Genomic DNA, 19,325 nt, shown 5'->3' with positions numbered 1-19,325 from the left:
ATAAATAGGCACTTTTATGAAAAAAATAATCATATCTCTCTTTTGCTTATTAAGCTTATCGGCTTGCCAACCGCCACATGTTTCACAGCAGGTACAACAGCAGCATTTTATTTGTAAAGCCCTGATTGAAGGGTTTCTGAAAACGCAAAATTTAACTGATTATCAGTTTTTAAGTTTAGCGCCGAGCTTGACTGAAACATCGACCCAACGAACCTATCAATATCGGTTGAACAATGAACGTGAAATGCAGATGAGCTTGCCCCGCCAGAAAAATTTACAGTTTCAATGTGACCAAAGCAGTGCTGAAAACTTCAAGATCTCGCTCGCTGGTGAAGGAGATGCCATGCTCAGTTTAATCCAATTAGACTTGCCTCAAGCTTCGACCATAGAGATGCTGACCGCCTATCAACAACCTTAAGTTTTAAAACATAAAAAAGCCTGCATTGCAGGCTTCTTCGTCTTTAGAATTAACGTAAGGCAGCTGGTAAATGGGCAGGGGTGTCTTCTTGTTCCAGCAATTGATTTTTCATTTTTTGCAACATTTGATAGGGTTGTTGTTGGACAAACATATTCACAAACTTCAGTGGTATCGATCCCTCAGGGTTGGCATAACCTGAGGTCGAAACCTTAACTTTATTTGATCCCAGTTTCTGAAAGGTCCAATCTCCCTCATAATGATTTAGGCGCACATAATCTGGATTTTTAAAAATGTTTTTATCAATCGCTTTATTTTTAATGCTGATGATGCCCTGACTGTCCTTGGTCATTTTCCCCTGCACCACCAAGTCGCGGTCTTTTAAAGGAAAAGGAAAATCCAGCACCATATACAGCTGAAACTCGCCTTTTTTATCATCGCGCGACAAGACTTTCACACTGCCCATATACGGCACCCATTTCACCGCATGGTCAACATCTAAGATCAATGACACTGCTTTTTCAATCGGCACATCAAACGTGGTTTCAGCCTTATATAAAAAGACTGGGTTTTGCGCATTTTGATAGGTCCAAACTTTAATATTATTTTTATGAATACTGAGTTTGGCTTGATCCATAGGTTTGGCCTGTGCTGTCGTCATCACGGCAACAACACAAGCCATATATATGACTTTTTTCATTCTATTCTTCGTCTTATTTTAGTTTTTTATCTTGTTTTTATGGCGAATGAAGCAGGTTTTTAAACTTGAATGTCGTTAAAACCCAGTACATCTTTCATGTCATATTTACGTGCTTCACGTCCTACCACCCAAGCCGCAGCACGTACCGCACCCGAAGCAAAGTTCATCCGGTTGGTCGCTTTATGGGTAATTTCAACACGCTCACCATCGGCAATAAACATAGCCGTATGTTCACCGACAATATCGCCACCACGAATGGTTTGGAAACCAATACTTTGACGCTCACGTGGTCCTGTATGACCTTCACGGCAATACACTGCATCGGTTTTCAAGTCACGACCTAAAGCACCCGCAATCGCCTCACCCATCATCAACGCTGTGCCTGATGGTGCATCGACTTTATGACGGTGATGCGCTTCAATCACTTCAATATCCACTGTGTCGCCAAAGACTTTAGAAGCCAATTCCAACAGTTTAATCGAAACATTGACCCCCACAGAATAGTTGGCTGCATAGACCACAGGTGTTTGAGTCGCAGAGTCATCCAAATAAGCTTTTTGTTCGTCATTCATGCCCGTGGTGCCAATGACAATGGCAACCCCAGCTTCACGACAAATTTTTAAATGCTGAACGGTCGCTACTGGTGCAGTGAAATCAATGATCACATCACAATCTTTCACTACCGCTTCCAGACTACCCACCACCTTCACGCCAAGGCTGCCAATACCTGCAAGCTCACCTGCATCTGTACCAACCAGTGAGCTTTCAGGGCGTTCCACTGCCGCAGCCAGTTGATAGCCTGCTTCGTGTACCGCTTGAATAAGGATGCGACCCATACGGCCGCCGGCACCTAAGACACCAATGCGTGGAGCTGCTGACATAACATATTCCTAATCTAGCTTCAAAATTGCTCTTACTATAGCAAAACTGATTGCCCAGACTAAGGTTTGTTGGCCATTTTCATCGAAAAAATCGCTTTATTTTCAGACATGCTTTCTCATGCTTTTCACAAATTTGCAATCAATCTTACGCAGACTAGGTTCGCTTTTAAAAACAACTTTAAAATGAGAAAAATAGAATGAAAGCCAAGGTACTTTTTCTAGCGATGGCATTTGGGGGTAGTTGGGCACAAGTTCAGGCTGAACCCGCTGTTCAAGCGGGCGACACCTTAGAAAGTTTGTCACAGGTAAAGATCACCACCAGCACACATCCCATAGCACAGGCCGAGCAACAAGTACAAGCCACTGCACCTATGGCTGAAGAAATGGTGTCGGTTGAAGAGATCGATCAACCTGAGCTGCCAGCAGAAGCGCAATAACATAAAAAAAGCGGGAAAATATTCCCGCTCTTTTCAACACCAATTCAGACGTACCGTATTCAATTAATCAAACAGTCGGTCAAAGAAAGACTTCTTCTTTGGTGATGATTTGTGATCATCTCCATCTAAAGTTTCTTGCAACTCTTTCAACAATTCACGTTGACGTGCTGTTAAGTTGACTGGCGTTTCAATCACGATACGGCAGAGTAAGTCACCTTGCATGCTGGTGCGTACAGGTTTAACCCCTTTGCCACGTAAACGGAACATTTTACCCGTTTGTGTGCCTTCAGGAATTTTCAAACTCACACGACCTTCGAGTGTCGGGATTTCAATTTCTTTACCCAAAGCAGCATCGGCAATGCTCACAGGCACATCCATATACAGGTCTGCACCATCACGTTGGAAGACTTCGTGCTCACGCACTACTACTTCTACGTACAAGTCGCCTGACTGACCATCACGAATCGCTTCGCCTTTACCCGTTAAACGAACGCGATCACCGTTGTCGACGCCCGCAGGAATCGTCACTTCTAAGGTTTGTTGACGGTCTTTAACGCCTGAACCATGACAGGTATTACATGGGTTCTTAATGATTTTACCCTGACCGCGACAGGTGCTACAAGTCTGCTGTACAGAGAAGAAACCTTGCTGCATGCGAACCTGACCTGCACCATGACAAGTTTTACAGGTTTCGACATCATTCGGGTTTTTAGAGCCTTTACCGTCACAAGTTTCACACGGCGCTGGTGCGGTAAAAGTAATGGTTTTTTTCACCCCTCTTACTGCTTCTTCCAACGTCAGTTCCATCACATAACGCAAGTCAGAACCACGACGTGCACGCTGTTGACCACGACCGCCGCCACCAAATGCACCACCGAAAATGTCACCGAATTGACTGAAAATGTCTTCTGCGCTGAAACCACCACCGAAGCCGCCTCCGCCGCCCATACCACCTTCAAAGGCTTGATGCCCCATACGGTCATACATGCTACGCTTTTCGCTATCCGATAAAATTTCATAAGCTTCAGCCGCTTCTTTAAATTTCTCTTCAGCTTCAGCATTGTCAGGGTTGCGGTCCGGATGATATTTCATCGCCAACTTACGGTAGGCTTTTTTAATTTCATCATCACTAGCGGTTTTAGCAACACCTAAAACCTCATAATAATCACGTTTAGCCATGTCTGGCGATGCTCCTCACGGAATTTATTTAATACTCAACTGTGGTCTGAAATTGGGTTCAAACCAAGTTTTACAAGGGGGTGTTTGAAAAAAAAATCAGTAGAATTAGAAAACTGCTTTATTTTTCAAAAATTTAGACAGGCCTTTAAACCATGCATTTAGAAGGAAGAGAAATGCAATACAGCTAAAAACCACACCTGCAACCGTGCATGCAGTCACCCACAATGCGCTGTCCCAAGTGAAGAAAATAAGAGGAATAAACCACAATGCTGCAAATAAAGCCAAAATGCTATAAATCACAATATTGCGCATGACCCAAAGTGCTTGCGCTTGTAGCCACACTTCGGCATGATCAATTTGTGTGACTTTTCGGGCATACCAGTAGGAAAATGCGCCACTAATCACAGTAAACAAAGCCAAAAACATGAAGACATAAGAAATCGCGATAGAGCGGCGATACTTGGTTACATTGTCTTGCATCATGCGTTTAACCCCATTTGCCACATCGTTGGTTTTTTAATGTGTAGCAAAAACTGCTTTATAAAAATGCCATAAATTTCAGGTGCTACTATATTGAAATTTTCAACGTTTCGCACCTGATATTGGCATAAATTTACAGCTTATGGCTAATTTTTTTTACTTTAAACCACTGCGCATACAAGGCAGGTAAAAAGAACAGGGTTAATAGCGTCGCCACAATCAGTCCGCCCATGATCGCAACCGCCATAGGTCCAAAGAAAATACTTCTAGATAGTGGGATCATCGCCAGAACAGCTGCCAATGCCGTCAGCACAATTGGACGACAACGTCGCACCGTCGCATCGATGATCGCATCCCATGATTCATGCCCTGCTTGAATATCTTGCTCAATCTGATCAATCAAGATCAGCGAGTTACGCATGATCATGCCCGACAAGGCAATGGTGCCCAACATCGCAACAAAGCCAAAAGGTTTATTGAACAGTAGCAGGAACAACACCACACCGATCAAACCTAAAGGTGCGGTGAGCAAGACAATCGTGGCACGAGACATACTGCGCAGTTGAATCATCAGCAAAGTCATGACCACGGCCAAGAACAAAGGCATGCCTGCTGCGACCGATTTACCCCCACGTGCAGACTCCTCCACTGTGCCGCCCACTTCAACCAAATAACCATTCGGCAATTCCGCACGCAGCTGATTCATCTGCTCAGCCATTTCATCCACCACAGTGGCCGGTTGTAACTTAGTTCGAATATCTGCTCGTACCGTAATGGTCGGTAGGCGGTTACGATGCCAAATCAAACCTTCTTCAAAGCTATAATCAATTTTGGCAATTTGTGCCAACGGTACTGTTCCGCCATTTGAGGTTGGAACGGCAAGGCTTGCCAGTGATGCTACTTCAACCCGCTCGGCTTGATCACCACTTAAACGGATTTCAATTAGCTCACGTTTCTCACGGTATTGGTTAATGGTGGCACCCGAAATTGAGCTGTTCAAGAAATTGGCCAAATCTAAACTCGATACCCCCATTTGGCGGGCACGGTCTTGGTCAATCTCTAAATTGATCATCTTGCTTGGTTCACCCCAGTCCAAATGCACATTAGTGGTGTTGGGGTTAGCACTCAGCATCGCTGCGACTTTATCCGCCCAAGCACGCACTTGAGTTAAGTCTTCACCAGACACGCGATATTGAAGTGGATAACCGACAGGTGGGCCATTTTCAAGTAAAGAGACGCGAGTACGTACATCGGGCAATAACTGACGGATTTGGGTGTCTAAGGATTTGCGAATTTCATTGCGATCATCCAGTGAAGAAGCCAAGACCACAAACTGAGCAAAGCTGGCTTGTGGTAGCTGCTGATCGAGCGGTAAATAAAAACGTGGCGAGCCTGTGCCCACATATGCCACATAATTATCTATGCCTTCTTGCTTCGACAGGAACTGTTCAACTTTTTTCACCGCATTTTCAGTTGCCGTTAAAGATGCACCTTCTTCAAGCTTTAAGTCGACCAAAATTTCGGCACGATTCGAGGGTGGGAAAAACTGCTGTGGTACTAACTTAAACATCAACACCGAGAGCACAAAAATAGCCACCGTCGTCGCAATGACCGTTTTACGATAGGTCACACACAGATCGACCCAACGGCGAAAACCTTGATAGAACTTGGTTTGATAAGGATCGTGATGCTCACCTGCATGATGCACCATCGGCTGAGGTTCTGGCTGTTTGCGCAAACGTGCCCACAAACTGCTATACCACGGCGCTTTTTGAATCAGCTCTTTATTAAAATCGGGCAGGAGTTTGTCACCCAAATAAGGCACAAACAACACCGCTGCAAACCAAGACACAATTAAGGCAATGGTCACCACTTGGAAAATAGAACGAGTGTATTCACCTGTACTGGACGCTGCTGTAGCAATCGGTAAAAAGCCCGCAGCGGTAATCAAAGTTCCCGTCAACATTGGGAAGGCCGTCGTTCGCCACGCATGCCCTGCTGCTTGTAGTCGACTGTAGCCTTGTTCCATTTTGATCGCCATCATTTCCACAGCAATAATGGCGTCATCGACCAAGAGGCCCAGCGCTAAAATCAGGGCACCCAAAGAAATTTTATGCAGACCGACATCAAAAATATTCATGCCTGCAAAAGTCATGGCCAAGACCAGTGGAATTGAGAATGCCACCACCAGTCCAGTCCGGAAACCCAGCGAGAAAAAGCTAACCAGCAAGACAATAATCACCGCTTCAGCCAAAACTTTCATGAACTCGTTGACACTACGCTTAACCGCCACAGGCTGGTCTGAAACTTTTTTCAGCTCCATCCCCAAAGGCAAAGTTTTTTGCAGCTTGGAAAACTCGACTTCTAGGTTTTTGCCCAAAGCCAAGATGTCGCCACCTTTACGCATCGACACCGCAATGCCAATGCCATTTTCACCCATAAAGCGCATACGGGGTTGAGCGGGTTCACTAAAGCCACGATAGACGTCGGCAACATCGCTCAGCTGGATGGTTTTCCCATTGACCAATAAAGGCATACGTTGCAGTTCTTCAACGCTCTTAATTTGCCCTGTGACTCGGAGTTGAATACGATCCGACTCTGTTTCAAAAAAGCCTGCACTGGCCATGGTATTTTGCTGTTGCAGGGCTTGTTGCACCGCTGTCACAGGAATGCCTAACTGTGCCGACTTGGTGTTGGAAATTTCAATCCAAATCTTTTGATCTTGCAACCCAACTAAGTTGACCTTCGCGACATCTTTGACGCGTTGCAGTTGTAACTGTAGACGGTCGGCATATTCTTTCATCACTGCATAATCAAAGTCTTTACCGGTCAGCACATAAATGTTGCCGAAAGTATCGCCAAACTCATCATTAAAGAATGGTCCTTGCACCCCATTGGGCAGCTGATGTTTGATGTCTCCAACTTTCTTGCGTACGTCATACCACACATCCGGTATCTCACTGGAGCGCATGGCATCTCGTGCCACGAAAGTCACCATCGACTCGCCGGGTCTGGAGTAGGCCATAATGCGCTCATACTTACCCGTGGTCATCAGCTCTTTTTCAATACGGTCGGTCACCTGTTCAGACACCTCACGCGCCGTTGCACCCGGCCAATAGGTCTGTACCACCATCACTTTGAAGGTAAAAGGTGGGTCTTCGCTTTGTGCAAGTTTGGAATAAGACACCACACCCACGATGCCCAGTAACAACATCAAATAAAGGACCAAGCCCTTATTTTTTAAGGCCCATTCCGACAGGTTATAGTTCATGCTTAACTCCCTGTCGCAATCTTGACCGTTTTATTGTCACGGCTAATTGGTTGAATTTTTTGTTTTTCACGCAGTAAATGCACCCCACCCACCACGACATAGTCCTTTGGCTGTAAACCTGAACGAATGGTAACGCTGTCTCGACCGTACTCCCCCACACTGACAGGCACTTTACGAATACTGTTGTCAGCATTCACCACCCAGACATAAGCATTTTTACCTGCAGCGGAAACACTGGCTAACGGTACACTCAACACATTGCTTTCAGTTGAACTGAAAAACACCCGAGCACTCTGTCCCAGTTGAATCGTATTTTGTCCTTCACGCAAAGCCACTTTGACACTAAAAGTACGTGACTGATCTGCGGCAGGTGAAATTTCACGGACATAGGCAGCAAAACGTTCATCGGGTTTAGACCACAAAGTGACTAGGGCATCTTGTCCAACTTTAATCTGAGCAATGGCTTGTTCAGGCACACCAATCACCACCTCACGATCACCTGAAATGGCCAGTTGAAACGCGGGTTGGCCTGCTGAAATCACCTGTCCAATTTCAATATTACGCTCGGTAATCACACCGTTTTTATTGGCGATCAGTTGGTTATAACTGGTTTGGTTTTGCGTAACATTGTAATTGGCTTGTGCTTGTTTCAAGCTCGACAGTGCGGCTTTGTATTGATTTTCAACGCTGTCGTACTGTGAACGACTCACTGCATTACTCGGTAATAATTGTTTAAAGCGATTGAGTTCATCCTGCGCATTTTTTTCAGCCGCTTGAGCACTTTCTAACTGTGCTTTGGCTGCATTTAATTGCAACTGGGCATCTTGCACATCTAAGCGCGCTAAAACTTGTCCGACTTTGACTTGGTCACCCACATCGACCAAACGCTCCGTGACTTGTCCCCCAACACGAAAAGACAGTGCCGTTTGTTGGCGGGCTTGCACTTCGCCAGCATAGCTTTTTTGTTCTAGATGCGTGGTATTCGGTTGGCTCACCATTACCAAAGGTACCGACTCTGGTTCAGTCGTGTCTTTGCTACATCCCCACAAGGTGATACTACACACCACCATTATACTTGCCACAAAGGTCTGAATTTTGCTCATGAAGTCTGCTCTTCTTCCATAACCACCAATTAATCAGGCACAATATCCAGACTTAATTTGGTTATTTATTAATTAATATACTGCATAGTACACTAATTAAAGATATGCTCAGATGTAAATGACTTTTTGAACTTTTTTTAGGAAAATGTGTGCAAGCTTCAGCAGGACGTCCCAAGGATTTAGAAAAACGGCAACGTATTTTGGAGGTGGCACGTCAGTTGTTTTTACAACATGGCTACCACGGCTCCAGCATGGACCATATTGCCAAGGAAGCGCACGTCACCAAACTCACGGTGTATAACCATTTTCAGGACAAAGCCAATCTGTTCAGTTGTGCGATTGAAGAAACCTGTGAAAAGCTGATGCTGGGTCGTTCATTTCAACTGCAACGTGCCGAAGACTTTGTGCCCATGCTCGAACAGATTTGTGCGTTATCGATGCATATTATTAACCTGCCTGAGGCGATCAAGCTGGAGCACTTACTATTACAGCTGGCCGCTGAACAAAATCCTTTGCTAGAGAACTTCTATAAAGCCTCCCACCTCAAAATGCGGGCGATTTGGGAGCAGTTCTTTGACCAAGCTCAAGCCTTAGGCGTGCTTCAGTTTGAACAGGTCAATGAGGTCATCACCTTATTAATGTCTTTACTGTTTGGATATCGCCACCAAGAAATGTTACTGGGGATGAATGAAGTGCCAAATGCCGAACAACGCGAGCAACTGATTCAAGAGGCTATTGCGATTTTTTTATTAAAATACCCCTTACAAAAACATTAGGATTCGGTTAATTAAACTTATATTTTTCATAATTAATTCAAATACTTGAAATTAAAAACTCTCTTTACTTTAAAACAATTGCTTGCACTAAGTGTTTCAATTGATTCTAAAATCAGCAATTAATCCCCTACTTTTGTCTGCCCCTACTTGGATTGTCATCGAATCGGGGTATAGTCAAATTAAGAACAACGAGGGAATAATAATCATGATTCAACAAATTGATGCTCCACTACGTGAAGATGTCCGATTACTCGGCAACCTATTGGGTGAAACCCTCAAGGAGCATGCAGGACAAGATTTGTTTAATCAGGTCGAGCAAATTCGGGCCTTATCCAAAGGGGCACGGGACGGTCAAGTTGAAGCCGAAAAGCAGCTGGAACAATTGTTTTTCAGCCTTGAAGACGATGAAATTTTGCCGCTGACGCGTGCCTTTACCCACTTTTTGAACTTTGCCAATATTGCGGAACAATATCATGTGGTGCGTAGCCGTCGTCAAAGTGAATTTGATGAGACCGCACCCTCTCCAAATCCGCTCGACCACCTCTTTGCTAAATTTAAAAATAACGACATTTCAACCGATAGGCTGTTCCAGCAAATCTGTGATTTAAATATTGAACTGGTTCTGACCGCTCACCCCACTGAAGTCAGCCGTCGTACCCTGATCCAAAAATATGATGGTATTAACGATGCCTTATTTAAAATGGATCAGCAAAAACTGACCCCTCGTGAGCGCCAAACAGTCCTTGAAGACTTAAAACAACTGATCTGTTCGGCGTGGCAGACCGATGAAATTCGTCAACACCGTCCAACCCCAGTCGATGAAGCAAAATGGGGCTTTACTACTATTGAGCAAACCTTATGGAATGCCGTGCCGAAGTTCATGCGTGAACTAGACGACATGGTGATTGAGCACTGTGGGCAACGTTTGCCTCTCCATGTCGCACCTGTACGTTTCGCTTCATGGATGGGGGGTGACCGTGACGGCAACCCGAATGTGACACACAACATTACGCAAGAAGTCCTGTGGCTATCGCGTTGGAAAGCGGCTGATCTTTATTTACGTGACATTGAAGCCTTGCGTTGGGAACTGTCAATTCAAAGCTGTAGCGATGAACTGCGTAAAGCCTTGGGTCAAGACCATCCTGAACCCTACCGTGAATATTTACGTCATACCCGCGAACGGCTGAAAGCTACGCGCCATTGGCTCGCAGAAAAACTGCGCGGTGCCGATGCCGATGACAGCTTGGTGATTAAAGCCAAAGAGGAGCTGCTACAGCCTTTACTGCTGTGTTATCGCTCTTTAATTGCCAGCAACCTGCCTGAAATTGCCAATGGCAAATTGCTAGACTTTATCCATCGAGTGAACTGTTTCGGGATTGAACTGCTAAAACTGGATATTCGCCAAGAGTCAGGCCGTCATCGCCAAGCGATTTCAGCCATTACTGAATATTTGGGTCTGGGGAATTTTGAAACGTGGACCGAACAAGCACGTCAAAACTTCTTATTGCAAGAGCTACAAAGCAAACGTCCACTGTTGCCCAAGCATTTAAATGAACCTGCGCAAAGTTTAATTGAACAACCTGAAGTACAAGAAGTGTTTGCCACCATGCGTACTTTGGCAGCGCAGCCTCAAGAAAGTTTAGGTGCCTACATTATTTCGATGGCTGAATATCCAAGTGATGTGCTGGCGGTACTGCTTTTGCAAAAAGAAGCAGGCATCCAACATCCACTACGTGTGGTGCCATTGTTTGAAACATTGAAAGACTTAGATGGCGCGGCAGCCACCATGAATACCCTATTCAATATGCATTGGTATAAACAGCATATTCAGGGCAAACATGAAGTGATGATTGGCTATTCGGACTCAGCAAAAGATGCAGGTTTTATGTCAGCCAATTGGGCACAGTACCGTGCGCAAGAAGAGTTAACCGCAATTGCGAAAACGCATGGCGTACAACTTACGCTATTTCATGGTCGTGGCGGTTCCATCAGCCGCGGCGGTGCGCCAACGCAACAAGCCCTATTTTCACAGCCACCTGGCTCGATTTCAGGTGCAATTCGAGTCACTGAACAAGGTGAAATGATTCGCTTCAAGTTTGGCTTAGAAGGCATTGCGCTACAAAACTTAGAGATTTATACCGCTGCTACTTTAGAAGCCACTTTACTTCCACCGCCCGTCCCAAAACCTGAGTGGCGCGAGTTGATGCACAGCATGACCGATTTGTCGGTACAAGTGTATCGTCAGACTGTGCGAGAAAACCCGCACTTCGTAAAGTACTTACGTACAGTCACGCCAGAGCTTGAACTGCAAATGTTACCGCTTGGCTCACGCCCTGCAAAACGTAAAGTCACTGGCGGCATTGAGTCCCTACGTGCCATTCCTTGGGTATTTGCGTGGACTCAGATTCGTTTGATGCTACCCGCTTGGTTGGGTACAGGCGCGGCAATTAACCAAGTGATTGATCAAGGACATAAGGCTACCTTAGATGAAATGCTGGTGGCATGGCCGTATTTCCAAACCCTGATTGATATGTTGGAAATGGTACTCTCAAAATCTGATGCTCATGTAGCGCTGTATTATGAGTCGCACCTGACTGATGATGAGGACTTGAAAGTGCTCGGTGAACATCTGCGTCAGCGCTTAAAGTATGCGGTGCAAACCCTGTTAGCGCTTAAAGGTGAGTCTAAACTCCTCAGCAGTAACGAAGTTTTAGATCAGTCGATGAGAGTGCGCAAACCGTATTTATTGCCTCTGCATTTACTCCAAGCAGAGTTAATGAAACGTCGTCGCCGCTACCTAGAAGAGCGTCAGGAAACAAATACACCTGTAGATCATGCACTTATGGTAAGTATCGCCGGCATTGCAGCGGGTCTTCGTAACACAGGATAAAGTTTTAAGCCCGCTCCATTTAAAGCACATCACTATGATGTGCTTTTTTATTGAACGCATAGTCAAACCTTTTATAATTTTTTTTATCAATCCAATCATAAATATTTATGAATGAGCGATTGGCTAAATTTACCAATTAAACCTTGATTTATCATTATTTTTAAAAATATAAATTTTTACCATGCGGTAAAAAGTTCTGAAAAGTCATAAGATTAGTTTGAACAATTTTTTGTATCACTGATTAAATCTTCTAAAAAACAAGAGTATGATGTGCACAATTTATCTTTAGAGTGCTCAAAAAATGTCCAATTGGTTTCCCAAATGGCGCTCGTACGAAGGCAATATCGATGCACGTCCTGTTGGCACAAGTGAATATCTCCCTGCTTCACAAAGTGCAATTTTAGGTGTGCAGCATGCCTTTGCCATGTTTGGAGCAACGGTTCTTGCCCCTTTCTTAATGGGCTTCGATCCCAACCTTGCCATTTTAATGTCCGGGATTTGTACCATCTTGTTCTTTATTATGACGGGTGGACGTGTTCCAAGCTATTTAGGTTCAAGTTTTGCCTTTATTGGGGTTGTGATTGCAGCAACGGGCTATACCGCATCGGGCACAGGCGCACTCAATCCAAATTTAGCTATGGCGGGCGGCGGTATTATTGCCTGCGGCGTGCTCTATACCTTGTTTGGTTTTATGGTCATGGCAACGGGCACCAAGTGGATTGAAAAACTGATGCCGCCTGTGGTGACAGGTGCTGTGGTGATGATTATTGGTCTCAACCTTGCCCCAGTGACGGTCAAAGGCGTTGCGGGCAATTCCTTTAATATGTGGATGGCACTGGTTACCGTATTATGTATGGGCTCGATTGCAGTCTTTACCCGTGGTTTATTGCAGCGTCTCTTATTATTAATTGGTTTGTTACTGTCTTACTTGGTCTATTTCATCGTGACCAACGTTATGGGCTATGGCACAGCGATTAATTTTGCACCAATTCAACAAGCCGCTTGGTTTGGTTTACCGACTTTTCATGCGCCTGAATTTAATGCCAATGCCATGATGATCATTGCACCAATTGCGTTAATTTTGGTGGCAGAAAACCTCGGTCACATTAAAGCCGTGAGTGCGATGACCGGTGAAAACCTTGATCCGCACATTGGTAAAGCGTTTGTTGCCGATGGTGTCGCAACGACATTAGCAGGCGGTGTCGGCGCACCAGGCATGACCACCTATGGTGAAAACATTGGAGTCATGGCAGTCACACGAGTTTACTCGACCATCATTTTTGCCATCGCAGGTGTGTTTGCCATTTTCTTGGGTCTGTCACCGAAATTTGGTGCCATCATCCATACCATTCCGACCGCGATTTTAACCGGTGCGTCGATTGTAGTGTTTGGTTTGATTACCATCGCGGGTGCAAAAATTTGGATTGAAAACAAAGTCGATTTTTCACAGAACAAAAACCTGATGGTCGCAGCAGTCACCATAATTTTAGGTACAGGTGATTTTGCCTTACAAATTGGCAACTTTAACTTGGGTGGTATTGGTACTGCTACGTTTGCAGCGTTGTTCTTAAACTGGTTCTTCAGCTTAGGGCAAAAAGATTAATCTATCTGATATTTTGATTATCCATTGTTGATCGCAGCCTTCGGGCTGCTTTTTTTGGTCTAATGCTCTGACTCCTATTACACCTAAAGGTATGTCTCAAAACGCAAAAAGGACTAAGATAAAGCAACATTTTCCGCTTTGACCCTGCCATGCGCCTTGATTTTTTTGATCTGCAATTGTTTATCAATATCCTGAGTACAGGCAGTTTGACCAAAGGTGCAGAACGTTCCGCCATTTCTTTACAAGCCGCCAGTGAGCGGATTAAAAAATTAGAACAGCATTTTGAAGTGAGTTTATTTACCCGCCATGCAACTGGGGTAAAAGCGACCCTTGCTGGACAAACCTTTGCGGAACATGCGCAGCACTTACTGCAACAACAGCAGCAATTACAACAAGCCATGCTGCCCTTTGCTCACAGTGCAACGAGCAACATTATATTGTGGTGCAACTCATCGGCGCAGAGTGAGTACTTACCTCATTTATTGCCGCAGTATTTAATGGAAAATCCGAAGCTCCATATTGAATTAAAAGAAGCCGAAACCAATGACATCATTCAGGCCCTCAGTACAGGTACGGCGCAGTTGGGGCTGATCTCTGGTTTTTTTGATGCAGGGCAGCTTGAAACTCAAGAGTTTGCTGAAGACCCGTTGGTACTGATCTGCCCAAGCCAGCATCCACTTGCCACTGCGGCTCAACTGGAGCTGGGTGAATTATTGCAACATCCGTTTGTGGGCCTCATGCAATATCACTCCTTACAACAGTCCATAGAAGCGCAAGCCAAACGCTTAGGCTGTGACATCCATTATCGTCTACGGGTGCCGAACTTTGCCGCGATCGCCCAAGTCGTCGCCAATGGCGTCGGCATTGCGATTATTCCCAAACGGGCAGCACTGCGTTTAAAAGTGCAGTATGACTTTCAGCAGATTGAACTCTTAGGCAAATGGGCCAACCGCAAGTTGCTGTTAGCAGCACGGTGTTTTGATCAGCTCCCCGCAGATTATCAACGCTTTAGTCAATTCCTCTTGAGCCAACATGACCAACTCATGCCGCATTAAAGCCAGCCCAGTTGATGTAAAACCATATAACTGCCAAATAAGACTAGGCCCACAAAAAACACCTTACGAAAGGCCTGCTCAGGGATGCGGTAGCGAATTTTAGTGCCCAACCACATTCCGAGCAATGCAGGAAGCAGAGCGATCAACGACAGTTGATAGTCAATGGGAGTGTCTTCAACAGGATTTAGATGTAAATACACAGCAAGACATAAAGTTGAAACGGTAAAGGCAAGGCCGAGCGATTGTACCAAATCATCCCGTTTCAAATGCAAGGACTGCAAATATGGAACCACGGGAATCACCACCACCCCTGTCGCCACCGTCAAAGCACCGCCCAAATATCCCATGATTGGTGATAAATATTTTTCATACGGGGCTAAGTTGGGCATGTTTTTGGCAAACAAACCATATAGACCATAAATGGCCAACATCCCGCCCAACAGCGCTTCACTTTGAAATTCGCCATGTCCAAGTGTAGGAAAAACACTCCAAACTGAACCAATGATCATGCCCACCAGCAATGGCCAAAAGCGTTGTACCAGTCGCAGTACACGCCCTTCTGCAAACAATTGCCAGAAGTTCGTAACCATGGAAGGGATTATGAGCAAAGTTGCCGCTTGAAATGGACTAATCACCAAAGATAAAAGTCCCATCGACACGGCGGGCAAACCTAGGCCAATGGTGCCCTTAATCATGCCTGCGACAGCAAAAACAAAAATAACAAAAGCAAGCATGACGCTTCTCTCTAAACACTTAGCGCCATGCTATAAAATTTAAATCTGGGCTCATATCACTGTTTTTAGAAGTAAGCCTCAACCAAAGATTGAGGCTTACTGGAAAGAATGGTCTGGACTCAACTGTTATTGAATCCAGATGTGATGCGCTGTAATTCTGCTTAGTATTTGAAATTTAGGCTGAAGCGGAAAGTACGTGGATCGCCCCAGCTCACCAATTGTGCATTTGGCGTGGTTCCGACTAAATACTCTTTATCAAACAGGTTTTTTACGCTGAATTTTGCGCCCCAATTTTTCGCCTCATAACCGGCACTGACGTCATACAGCGTATAGCTCGATAGTGGCACATAATCAGTCCCACGTTGTGCTGTACGCGCACCTTGATAATTCGCACTGGCACCAATATTCCAACCCAATTGCTCATCTGCAAAGAAGTATTGGGTTGATAAAGAGGCGGCATTTTTAGGCACATGGTTAATTCGCTTGCCAATATCGCTGCTGGTTTCACTTTCAGTAATTTTTGCAGTTGGAATATAACTATAGGTTGCGGTCAGGTTCCATTGATCCGTCAACGTAGCTGATAACTCTGTTTCAAAGCCTTTGGTCTTTTGCTCACCAATTTGTACGTGATGAGTATTTGTTGAATCTGGCTCTGTGACATTCTGACGAGTTAAATCATAATAAGCCACATAGCCTTGCAGTCTTTGATTCAGCCCTTGGAACTTCACACCAACTTCATATTGTTCCCCTTCTTCTGGGTCCAGCAGCGTACCATCTGCACCAGCATCACTCACAGGAAAGAAAGAGGTTGCATAACTCACGTAAGGGGCAAACATATCATTGATTTGATACATCAAGGACGCATTACCCGTAAAAGCATTATCTGAATTTTTGGTCGTTGTATTCGTTAAAATATTATCAATTTCAACTTGCGTCCAATCATGACGACCCGATAAGCCTAAGATCCAATGATCATCAATTTTTAAATTATTACGTAGATATACACCCATATATTGGGTATCTGTAATTTGATGCGTTTTAATTTTGGTCGCCTTTGCCATTGAAGTGTAAACAGGATTGTCCGCATTAAAATCCGTTGTTGCTGTATAACTTCTCCGTTCATAATCACTACGCTCATGCATCATGTCCAAACCCACCATCAAATCATATTGGGTTTTGCCCCAGTCGAAATGACGTGACACATTATTATCTAATGCAAAATTTACATCATCTTTAATCTGTCTTTCTACCGTCCGTTTGAAGGTTGGTAAAAAAGCGCCACTAGCTGCCAATACAGGATTATTATCTGCATCGGTTGTAGTGACTGCAAAATTTTGCTTAAAGCTCCAGCCATTATCAAAATAATGCGCATAGTTCGACCCTAAGCGCAAAACATCGACCGTATTGCTTAGATTCGGCGCGCCAAAAAATAAGGTCTGTGAATAGTTTTTATAAGCGCCATTACTATAGGGAATCCCCTGCTGGCGAATAAAATCCCGATGCTGATAGCTGGCAATCACAGACAGTTCGTCTTTTTCACCTAAGTCAAAATTATAAGATGGTGCAATATAATAATTTTTATAATAAACATAATCAGTTGGATCATCTTGGTCAGAGGCCTGACCCACCACACGAAACGCCCCTTTTTCGCTATCATTTGGTGCATAGTTGATATCAAATGTGCCATCCACAAAGGCATTGCTGCCATAGCTCACACTGCCCCGAGAAAAAGTTTCAACTTCAGGACGTTTGGTGGTTAAGTTAACTAAGCCGCCCGGCAAGGCAAAGCCAAAACCAGTCGATGTCGGCCCTTTCACCACTTCAATCGACTGTAAACCACTGATGTCTTCTGAACGTAGGGCATTATCAGAAGTTTGAATACGCAAGCCATCGACATAGGTCTGTGCGCTGGAAACCTGCCCACGAATAATAAAGTCATCCCAACCACGGCGACCATACTGTCCTGCGGTGACCCCCGCTACACCCTGCAAGGCTTCAGACAGTGTTTTCGCTTGTTTCTGTTCGAGTTGTTTTTCACTAATCACGCTGATCGATTGCGCAGTTTCAAACAGCGGTGCATCTGAACGCAAAACAGCTGATGCAGTTTTTGCTGCATATGCCGCTTTGTCATCTGCATCTTGGGCTTCAAATTGCAAAGTCGGTAAAACTTGGGATGATGCTGTTTCCAGTGTCTCGCCCTGAGCAAACGCTGCTGTAGTCATCATGGCCAGAATGGATAAGCTCAAAGAAGAAATATGAAAACGCATAACATCGATCAACAGACAGAAAGAATGCCAATTATAATCATTTTCATTTGGAAGCCTATTTATTAATAAAATTTAACAATGAATTTAATTGTTAAACCTCATTAACATTATTAATAAGCACTTTAATAACTCAGCCTAAAAACACCATCGGCTTTAGGTTTCATGTGTTATTGGACTGTTTTGATCAATAAGAGGTATACAAAACTCAGCCTTCGCTTTCATCCACAGGGTCGGTTTTATATTGATCTTCCAGCACATTACTGAAAATACTTTCAATCATCCAGACGCGATACAAACTATTAAAGACATAGCTCTGCCCATCCACACGCAGTTCAATCACGGGGAAATCAGGCTGGGACTTCATTTCACAGAGCATGTCATTTTCTTGAAGCTTGGCTTCCACATCTTCGGTGATCAATGCTGTGATTTCCAATTCTTGCATCAGTTGATCAAAATGCGATTTAAAGGATACATCTTTGCCTTGGGTCCAAACGGCTTTCAAAATCCGATACATGGCATCAATACGCTGCTCTTCAGGCACGCTATAAAATAACTGCGCCATCGCCAAAGTGGCTGCTTGCGTCGGACGGCAAAACGGTGTGAATTTGATTTCTGTCCGTTTGGATAAGCGCGTTGCCAAACTCCAATCAAACCCATCTCGACCGTGATAACTGAGCGGATAGACATTGAGCTGAATATTATAATAATCGGCCAGTTCTTCTTTAATATAGGCCAATAACAACCATGAAATTGGATCTTCCAGCGCAATGTATAGGTCTAACTCTGGATCGAGCGCCTGAATTTCATTTAATTCTTCAGCATCATTAATCAAATGCTCACGCCAATCAATATGATTGATCAAGAAAATTGGGTTATCGGTAAATAATTTTTGTTGTTTTAAACGGCGCGTTAAACGCAGCAGATCATCGACGGCATGATACTGACGGTCACCGAGCTGGAAGTAACTGGCCAGTACCGCATCATCATTAAAAATACGTTCTGGAAAGTTTTGCTCTTGATGATGACGGCTGGCCATCGCATATAAGGTGCGCAGCTTACCTTCTTGTTTTTGCCACAGCATGTGAAACACATCTTCAAGCAAATACAAAAAGTCCTGCCCACGCAGCGGCGTATGCCGCAAGATGGTTTCTGCTTGGCTCAATGCCTCTGGACTGGGTTGTTCTGGCGTTTCGTGAAAGCTAAAACGGTGCTGACGCGACAGAATTTTGGCATCATTTAAACAATAAGTTTGCCATTCCAAAGCCGACATTTGGTTCGGAGGTTCAGCAGCCTGACTGGAAATGACCACCTTCAATGGCTTCAGTTCATCCGCTAAAATTTCTTCAATTTGTGGTAACTGCTGAACCGCTAAATAGCTATATACATCGTCGAGGCGTAAATGAATACTCAAGCCTTGTTCTGTAGATACGACCGTTTGACGAATCGGTTTTTGATAAAACCAACGCGATCGAATCGGATCGAACCATCGACGCAACAGTGACATGAGCAAAGCCTCTAAATTAAACCCTTGAAA

Annotated in this window: 15 protein-coding genes; 6 read left to right on the top strand and 9 right to left on the bottom strand. The window is 44.5% G+C overall.

Annotated features, from left to right (window positions below):
* The first annotated feature begins 16 nt into the window (after window positions 1–16).
* Window positions 17–418, top strand: coding sequence for a hypothetical protein (locus ACFN7Z_RS00275; protein WP_058870565.1), 402 nt, complete (start codon window positions 17–19; stop codon window positions 416–418).
* Between the two features lie 49 nt (window positions 419–467).
* Here the strand turns inward: ACFN7Z_RS00275 and ACFN7Z_RS00270 are convergent, their stop codons facing one another.
* Both ACFN7Z_RS00270 and dapB read right to left on the bottom strand, forming a co-directional pair.
* Entirely contained in the window at window positions 468–1,115 is a 648-nt protein-coding gene (locus tag ACFN7Z_RS00270; RefSeq protein ID WP_184117880.1) for an START domain-containing protein, read from the bottom strand.
* 59 nt (window positions 1,116–1,174) lie between these two features.
* A complete protein-coding gene (gene dapB / locus ACFN7Z_RS00265) occupies window positions 1,175–1,996 on the bottom strand; it encodes a 4-hydroxy-tetrahydrodipicolinate reductase (RefSeq protein WP_062031806.1) in 822 nt (273 codons plus the stop codon).
* A 197-nt stretch (window positions 1,997–2,193) separates the two neighbouring features.
* Between dapB and ACFN7Z_RS00260 the strand changes: the two genes are divergently transcribed.
* On the top strand, window positions 2,194–2,433 hold the full coding sequence (locus ACFN7Z_RS00260) for a hypothetical protein (protein ID WP_395442349.1): 240 nt from the start codon (window positions 2,194–2,196) through the stop codon (window positions 2,431–2,433).
* 63 nt (window positions 2,434–2,496) lie between these two features.
* Here ACFN7Z_RS00260 and dnaJ read toward each other — a convergent pair whose 3' ends face one another.
* From dnaJ to ACFN7Z_RS00240, 4 genes are all read right to left on the bottom strand, one after another.
* Complete coding sequence (gene dnaJ / locus ACFN7Z_RS00255; RefSeq protein WP_395442347.1) at window positions 2,497–3,612, bottom strand: molecular chaperone DnaJ; 1,116 nt, start codon at window positions 3,610–3,612, stop codon at window positions 2,497–2,499.
* A 105-nt stretch (window positions 3,613–3,717) separates the two neighbouring features.
* A complete protein-coding gene (locus tag ACFN7Z_RS00250) occupies window positions 3,718–4,095 on the bottom strand; it encodes a hypothetical protein (protein ID WP_004978426.1) in 378 nt (125 codons plus the stop codon).
* A gap of 130 nt (window positions 4,096–4,225) precedes the next feature.
* Window positions 4,226–7,363, bottom strand: a complete 3,138-nt coding sequence (locus tag ACFN7Z_RS00245) for an efflux RND transporter permease subunit (protein WP_395442345.1) — start codon at window positions 7,361–7,363, stop codon at window positions 4,226–4,228.
* Between the two features lie 2 nt (window positions 7,364–7,365).
* Window positions 7,366–8,466 carry an efflux RND transporter periplasmic adaptor subunit gene (locus tag ACFN7Z_RS00240; protein WP_130235508.1) on the bottom strand — a complete coding sequence of 367 codons (1,101 nt, stop codon included), beginning with the start codon at window positions 8,464–8,466 and terminating at the stop codon, window positions 7,366–7,368.
* Between the two features lie 149 nt (window positions 8,467–8,615).
* Here ACFN7Z_RS00240 and ACFN7Z_RS00235 point away from each other — a divergent pair, with 149 nt between their 5' ends.
* From ACFN7Z_RS00235 to ACFN7Z_RS00220, 4 genes are all read left to right on the top strand, one after another.
* Complete coding sequence (locus tag ACFN7Z_RS00235; protein ID WP_205667435.1) at window positions 8,616–9,242, top strand: TetR/AcrR family transcriptional regulator; 627 nt, start codon at window positions 8,616–8,618, stop codon at window positions 9,240–9,242.
* Between the two features lie 205 nt (window positions 9,243–9,447).
* Window positions 9,448–12,132 carry a phosphoenolpyruvate carboxylase gene (gene ppc / locus ACFN7Z_RS00230; RefSeq protein ID WP_058870573.1) on the top strand — a complete coding sequence of 895 codons (2,685 nt, stop codon included), beginning with the start codon at window positions 9,448–9,450 and terminating at the stop codon, window positions 12,130–12,132.
* A gap of 301 nt (window positions 12,133–12,433) precedes the next feature.
* Window positions 12,434–13,735, top strand: a complete 1,302-nt coding sequence (locus ACFN7Z_RS00225; RefSeq protein ID WP_058870574.1) for a solute carrier family 23 protein — start codon at window positions 12,434–12,436, stop codon at window positions 13,733–13,735.
* A gap of 149 nt (window positions 13,736–13,884) precedes the next feature.
* The gene (locus ACFN7Z_RS00220) at window positions 13,885–14,790 is read left to right on the top strand and encodes a LysR family transcriptional regulator (RefSeq protein ID WP_114837491.1); all 906 of its coding nucleotides are present in this window, start codon (window positions 13,885–13,887) and stop codon (window positions 14,788–14,790) included.
* Here ACFN7Z_RS00220 and ACFN7Z_RS00215 read toward each other — a convergent pair.
* From ACFN7Z_RS00215 to ACFN7Z_RS00205, 3 genes are all read right to left on the bottom strand, one after another.
* Window positions 14,787–15,524: a sulfite exporter TauE/SafE family protein gene (locus ACFN7Z_RS00215; RefSeq protein WP_062031789.1), complete on the bottom strand. Its 738-nt coding sequence runs from the start codon at window positions 15,522–15,524 to the stop codon at window positions 14,787–14,789. The two genes, ACFN7Z_RS00220 and ACFN7Z_RS00215, sit on opposite strands and share 4 nt — an antisense overlap.
* Window positions 15,525–15,685: 161 nt before the next feature.
* Window positions 15,686–17,791: a TonB-dependent siderophore receptor gene (locus tag ACFN7Z_RS00210; protein ID WP_395442341.1), complete on the bottom strand. Its 2,106-nt coding sequence runs from the start codon at window positions 17,789–17,791 to the stop codon at window positions 15,686–15,688.
* A 205-nt stretch (window positions 17,792–17,996) separates the two neighbouring features.
* Window positions 17,997–19,295, bottom strand: a complete 1,299-nt coding sequence (locus ACFN7Z_RS00205) for a hypothetical protein (RefSeq protein WP_130235513.1) — start codon at window positions 19,293–19,295, stop codon at window positions 17,997–17,999.
* Between the last annotated feature and the right edge of the window lie 30 nt (window positions 19,296–19,325).

Origin of the sequence: Acinetobacter sp. P1332, assembly GCF_044057475.1 — a bacterium.
Lineage (GTDB): Bacteria > Pseudomonadota > Gammaproteobacteria > Pseudomonadales > Moraxellaceae > Acinetobacter > Acinetobacter johnsonii.
Note: the sequence above shows the minus strand (reverse complement) of the source record. Positions and strands in the feature narration are given on the sequence as shown.

Excerpts from the sequence above, each read along its gene's own strand:
- ACFN7Z_RS00275 (WP_058870565.1), top strand. The coding sequence starts at position 17 with ATGAAAAAAATAATCATATCTCTCTTTTGCTTATTAAGCTTATCGGCT.
- ACFN7Z_RS00270 (WP_184117880.1), bottom strand. The coding sequence starts at position 1,115 with ATGAAAAAAGTCATATATATGGCTTGTGTTGTTGCCGTGATGACGACA.
- dapB (WP_062031806.1), bottom strand. The coding sequence starts at position 1,996 with ATGTCAGCAGCTCCACGCATTGGTGTCTTAGGTGCCGGCGGCCGTATG.
- ACFN7Z_RS00260 (WP_395442349.1), top strand. The coding sequence starts at position 2,194 with ATGAAAGCCAAGGTACTTTTTCTAGCGATGGCATTTGGGGGTAGTTGG.
- dnaJ (WP_395442347.1), bottom strand. The coding sequence starts at position 3,612 with ATGGCTAAACGTGATTATTATGAGGTTTTAGGTGTTGCTAAAACCGCT.
- ACFN7Z_RS00250 (WP_004978426.1), bottom strand. The coding sequence starts at position 4,095 with ATGATGCAAGACAATGTAACCAAGTATCGCCGCTCTATCGCGATTTCT.
- ACFN7Z_RS00245 (WP_395442345.1), bottom strand. The coding sequence starts at position 7,363 with ATGAACTATAACCTGTCGGAATGGGCCTTAAAAAATAAGGGCTTGGTC.
- ACFN7Z_RS00240 (WP_130235508.1), bottom strand. The coding sequence starts at position 8,466 with ATGAGCAAAATTCAGACCTTTGTGGCAAGTATAATGGTGGTGTGTAGT.
- ppc (WP_058870573.1), top strand. The coding sequence starts at position 9,448 with ATGATTCAACAAATTGATGCTCCACTACGTGAAGATGTCCGATTACTC.
- ACFN7Z_RS00225 (WP_058870574.1), top strand. The coding sequence starts at position 12,434 with ATGTCCAATTGGTTTCCCAAATGGCGCTCGTACGAAGGCAATATCGAT.
- ACFN7Z_RS00220 (WP_114837491.1), top strand. The coding sequence starts at position 13,885 with ATGCGCCTTGATTTTTTTGATCTGCAATTGTTTATCAATATCCTGAGT.
- ACFN7Z_RS00215 (WP_062031789.1), bottom strand. The coding sequence starts at position 15,524 with ATGCTTGCTTTTGTTATTTTTGTTTTTGCTGTCGCAGGCATGATTAAG.
- ACFN7Z_RS00210 (WP_395442341.1), bottom strand. The coding sequence starts at position 17,791 with ATGCGTTTTCATATTTCTTCTTTGAGCTTATCCATTCTGGCCATGATG.
- ACFN7Z_RS00205 (WP_130235513.1), bottom strand. The coding sequence starts at position 19,295 with ATGTCACTGTTGCGTCGATGGTTCGATCCGATTCGATCGCGTTGGTTT.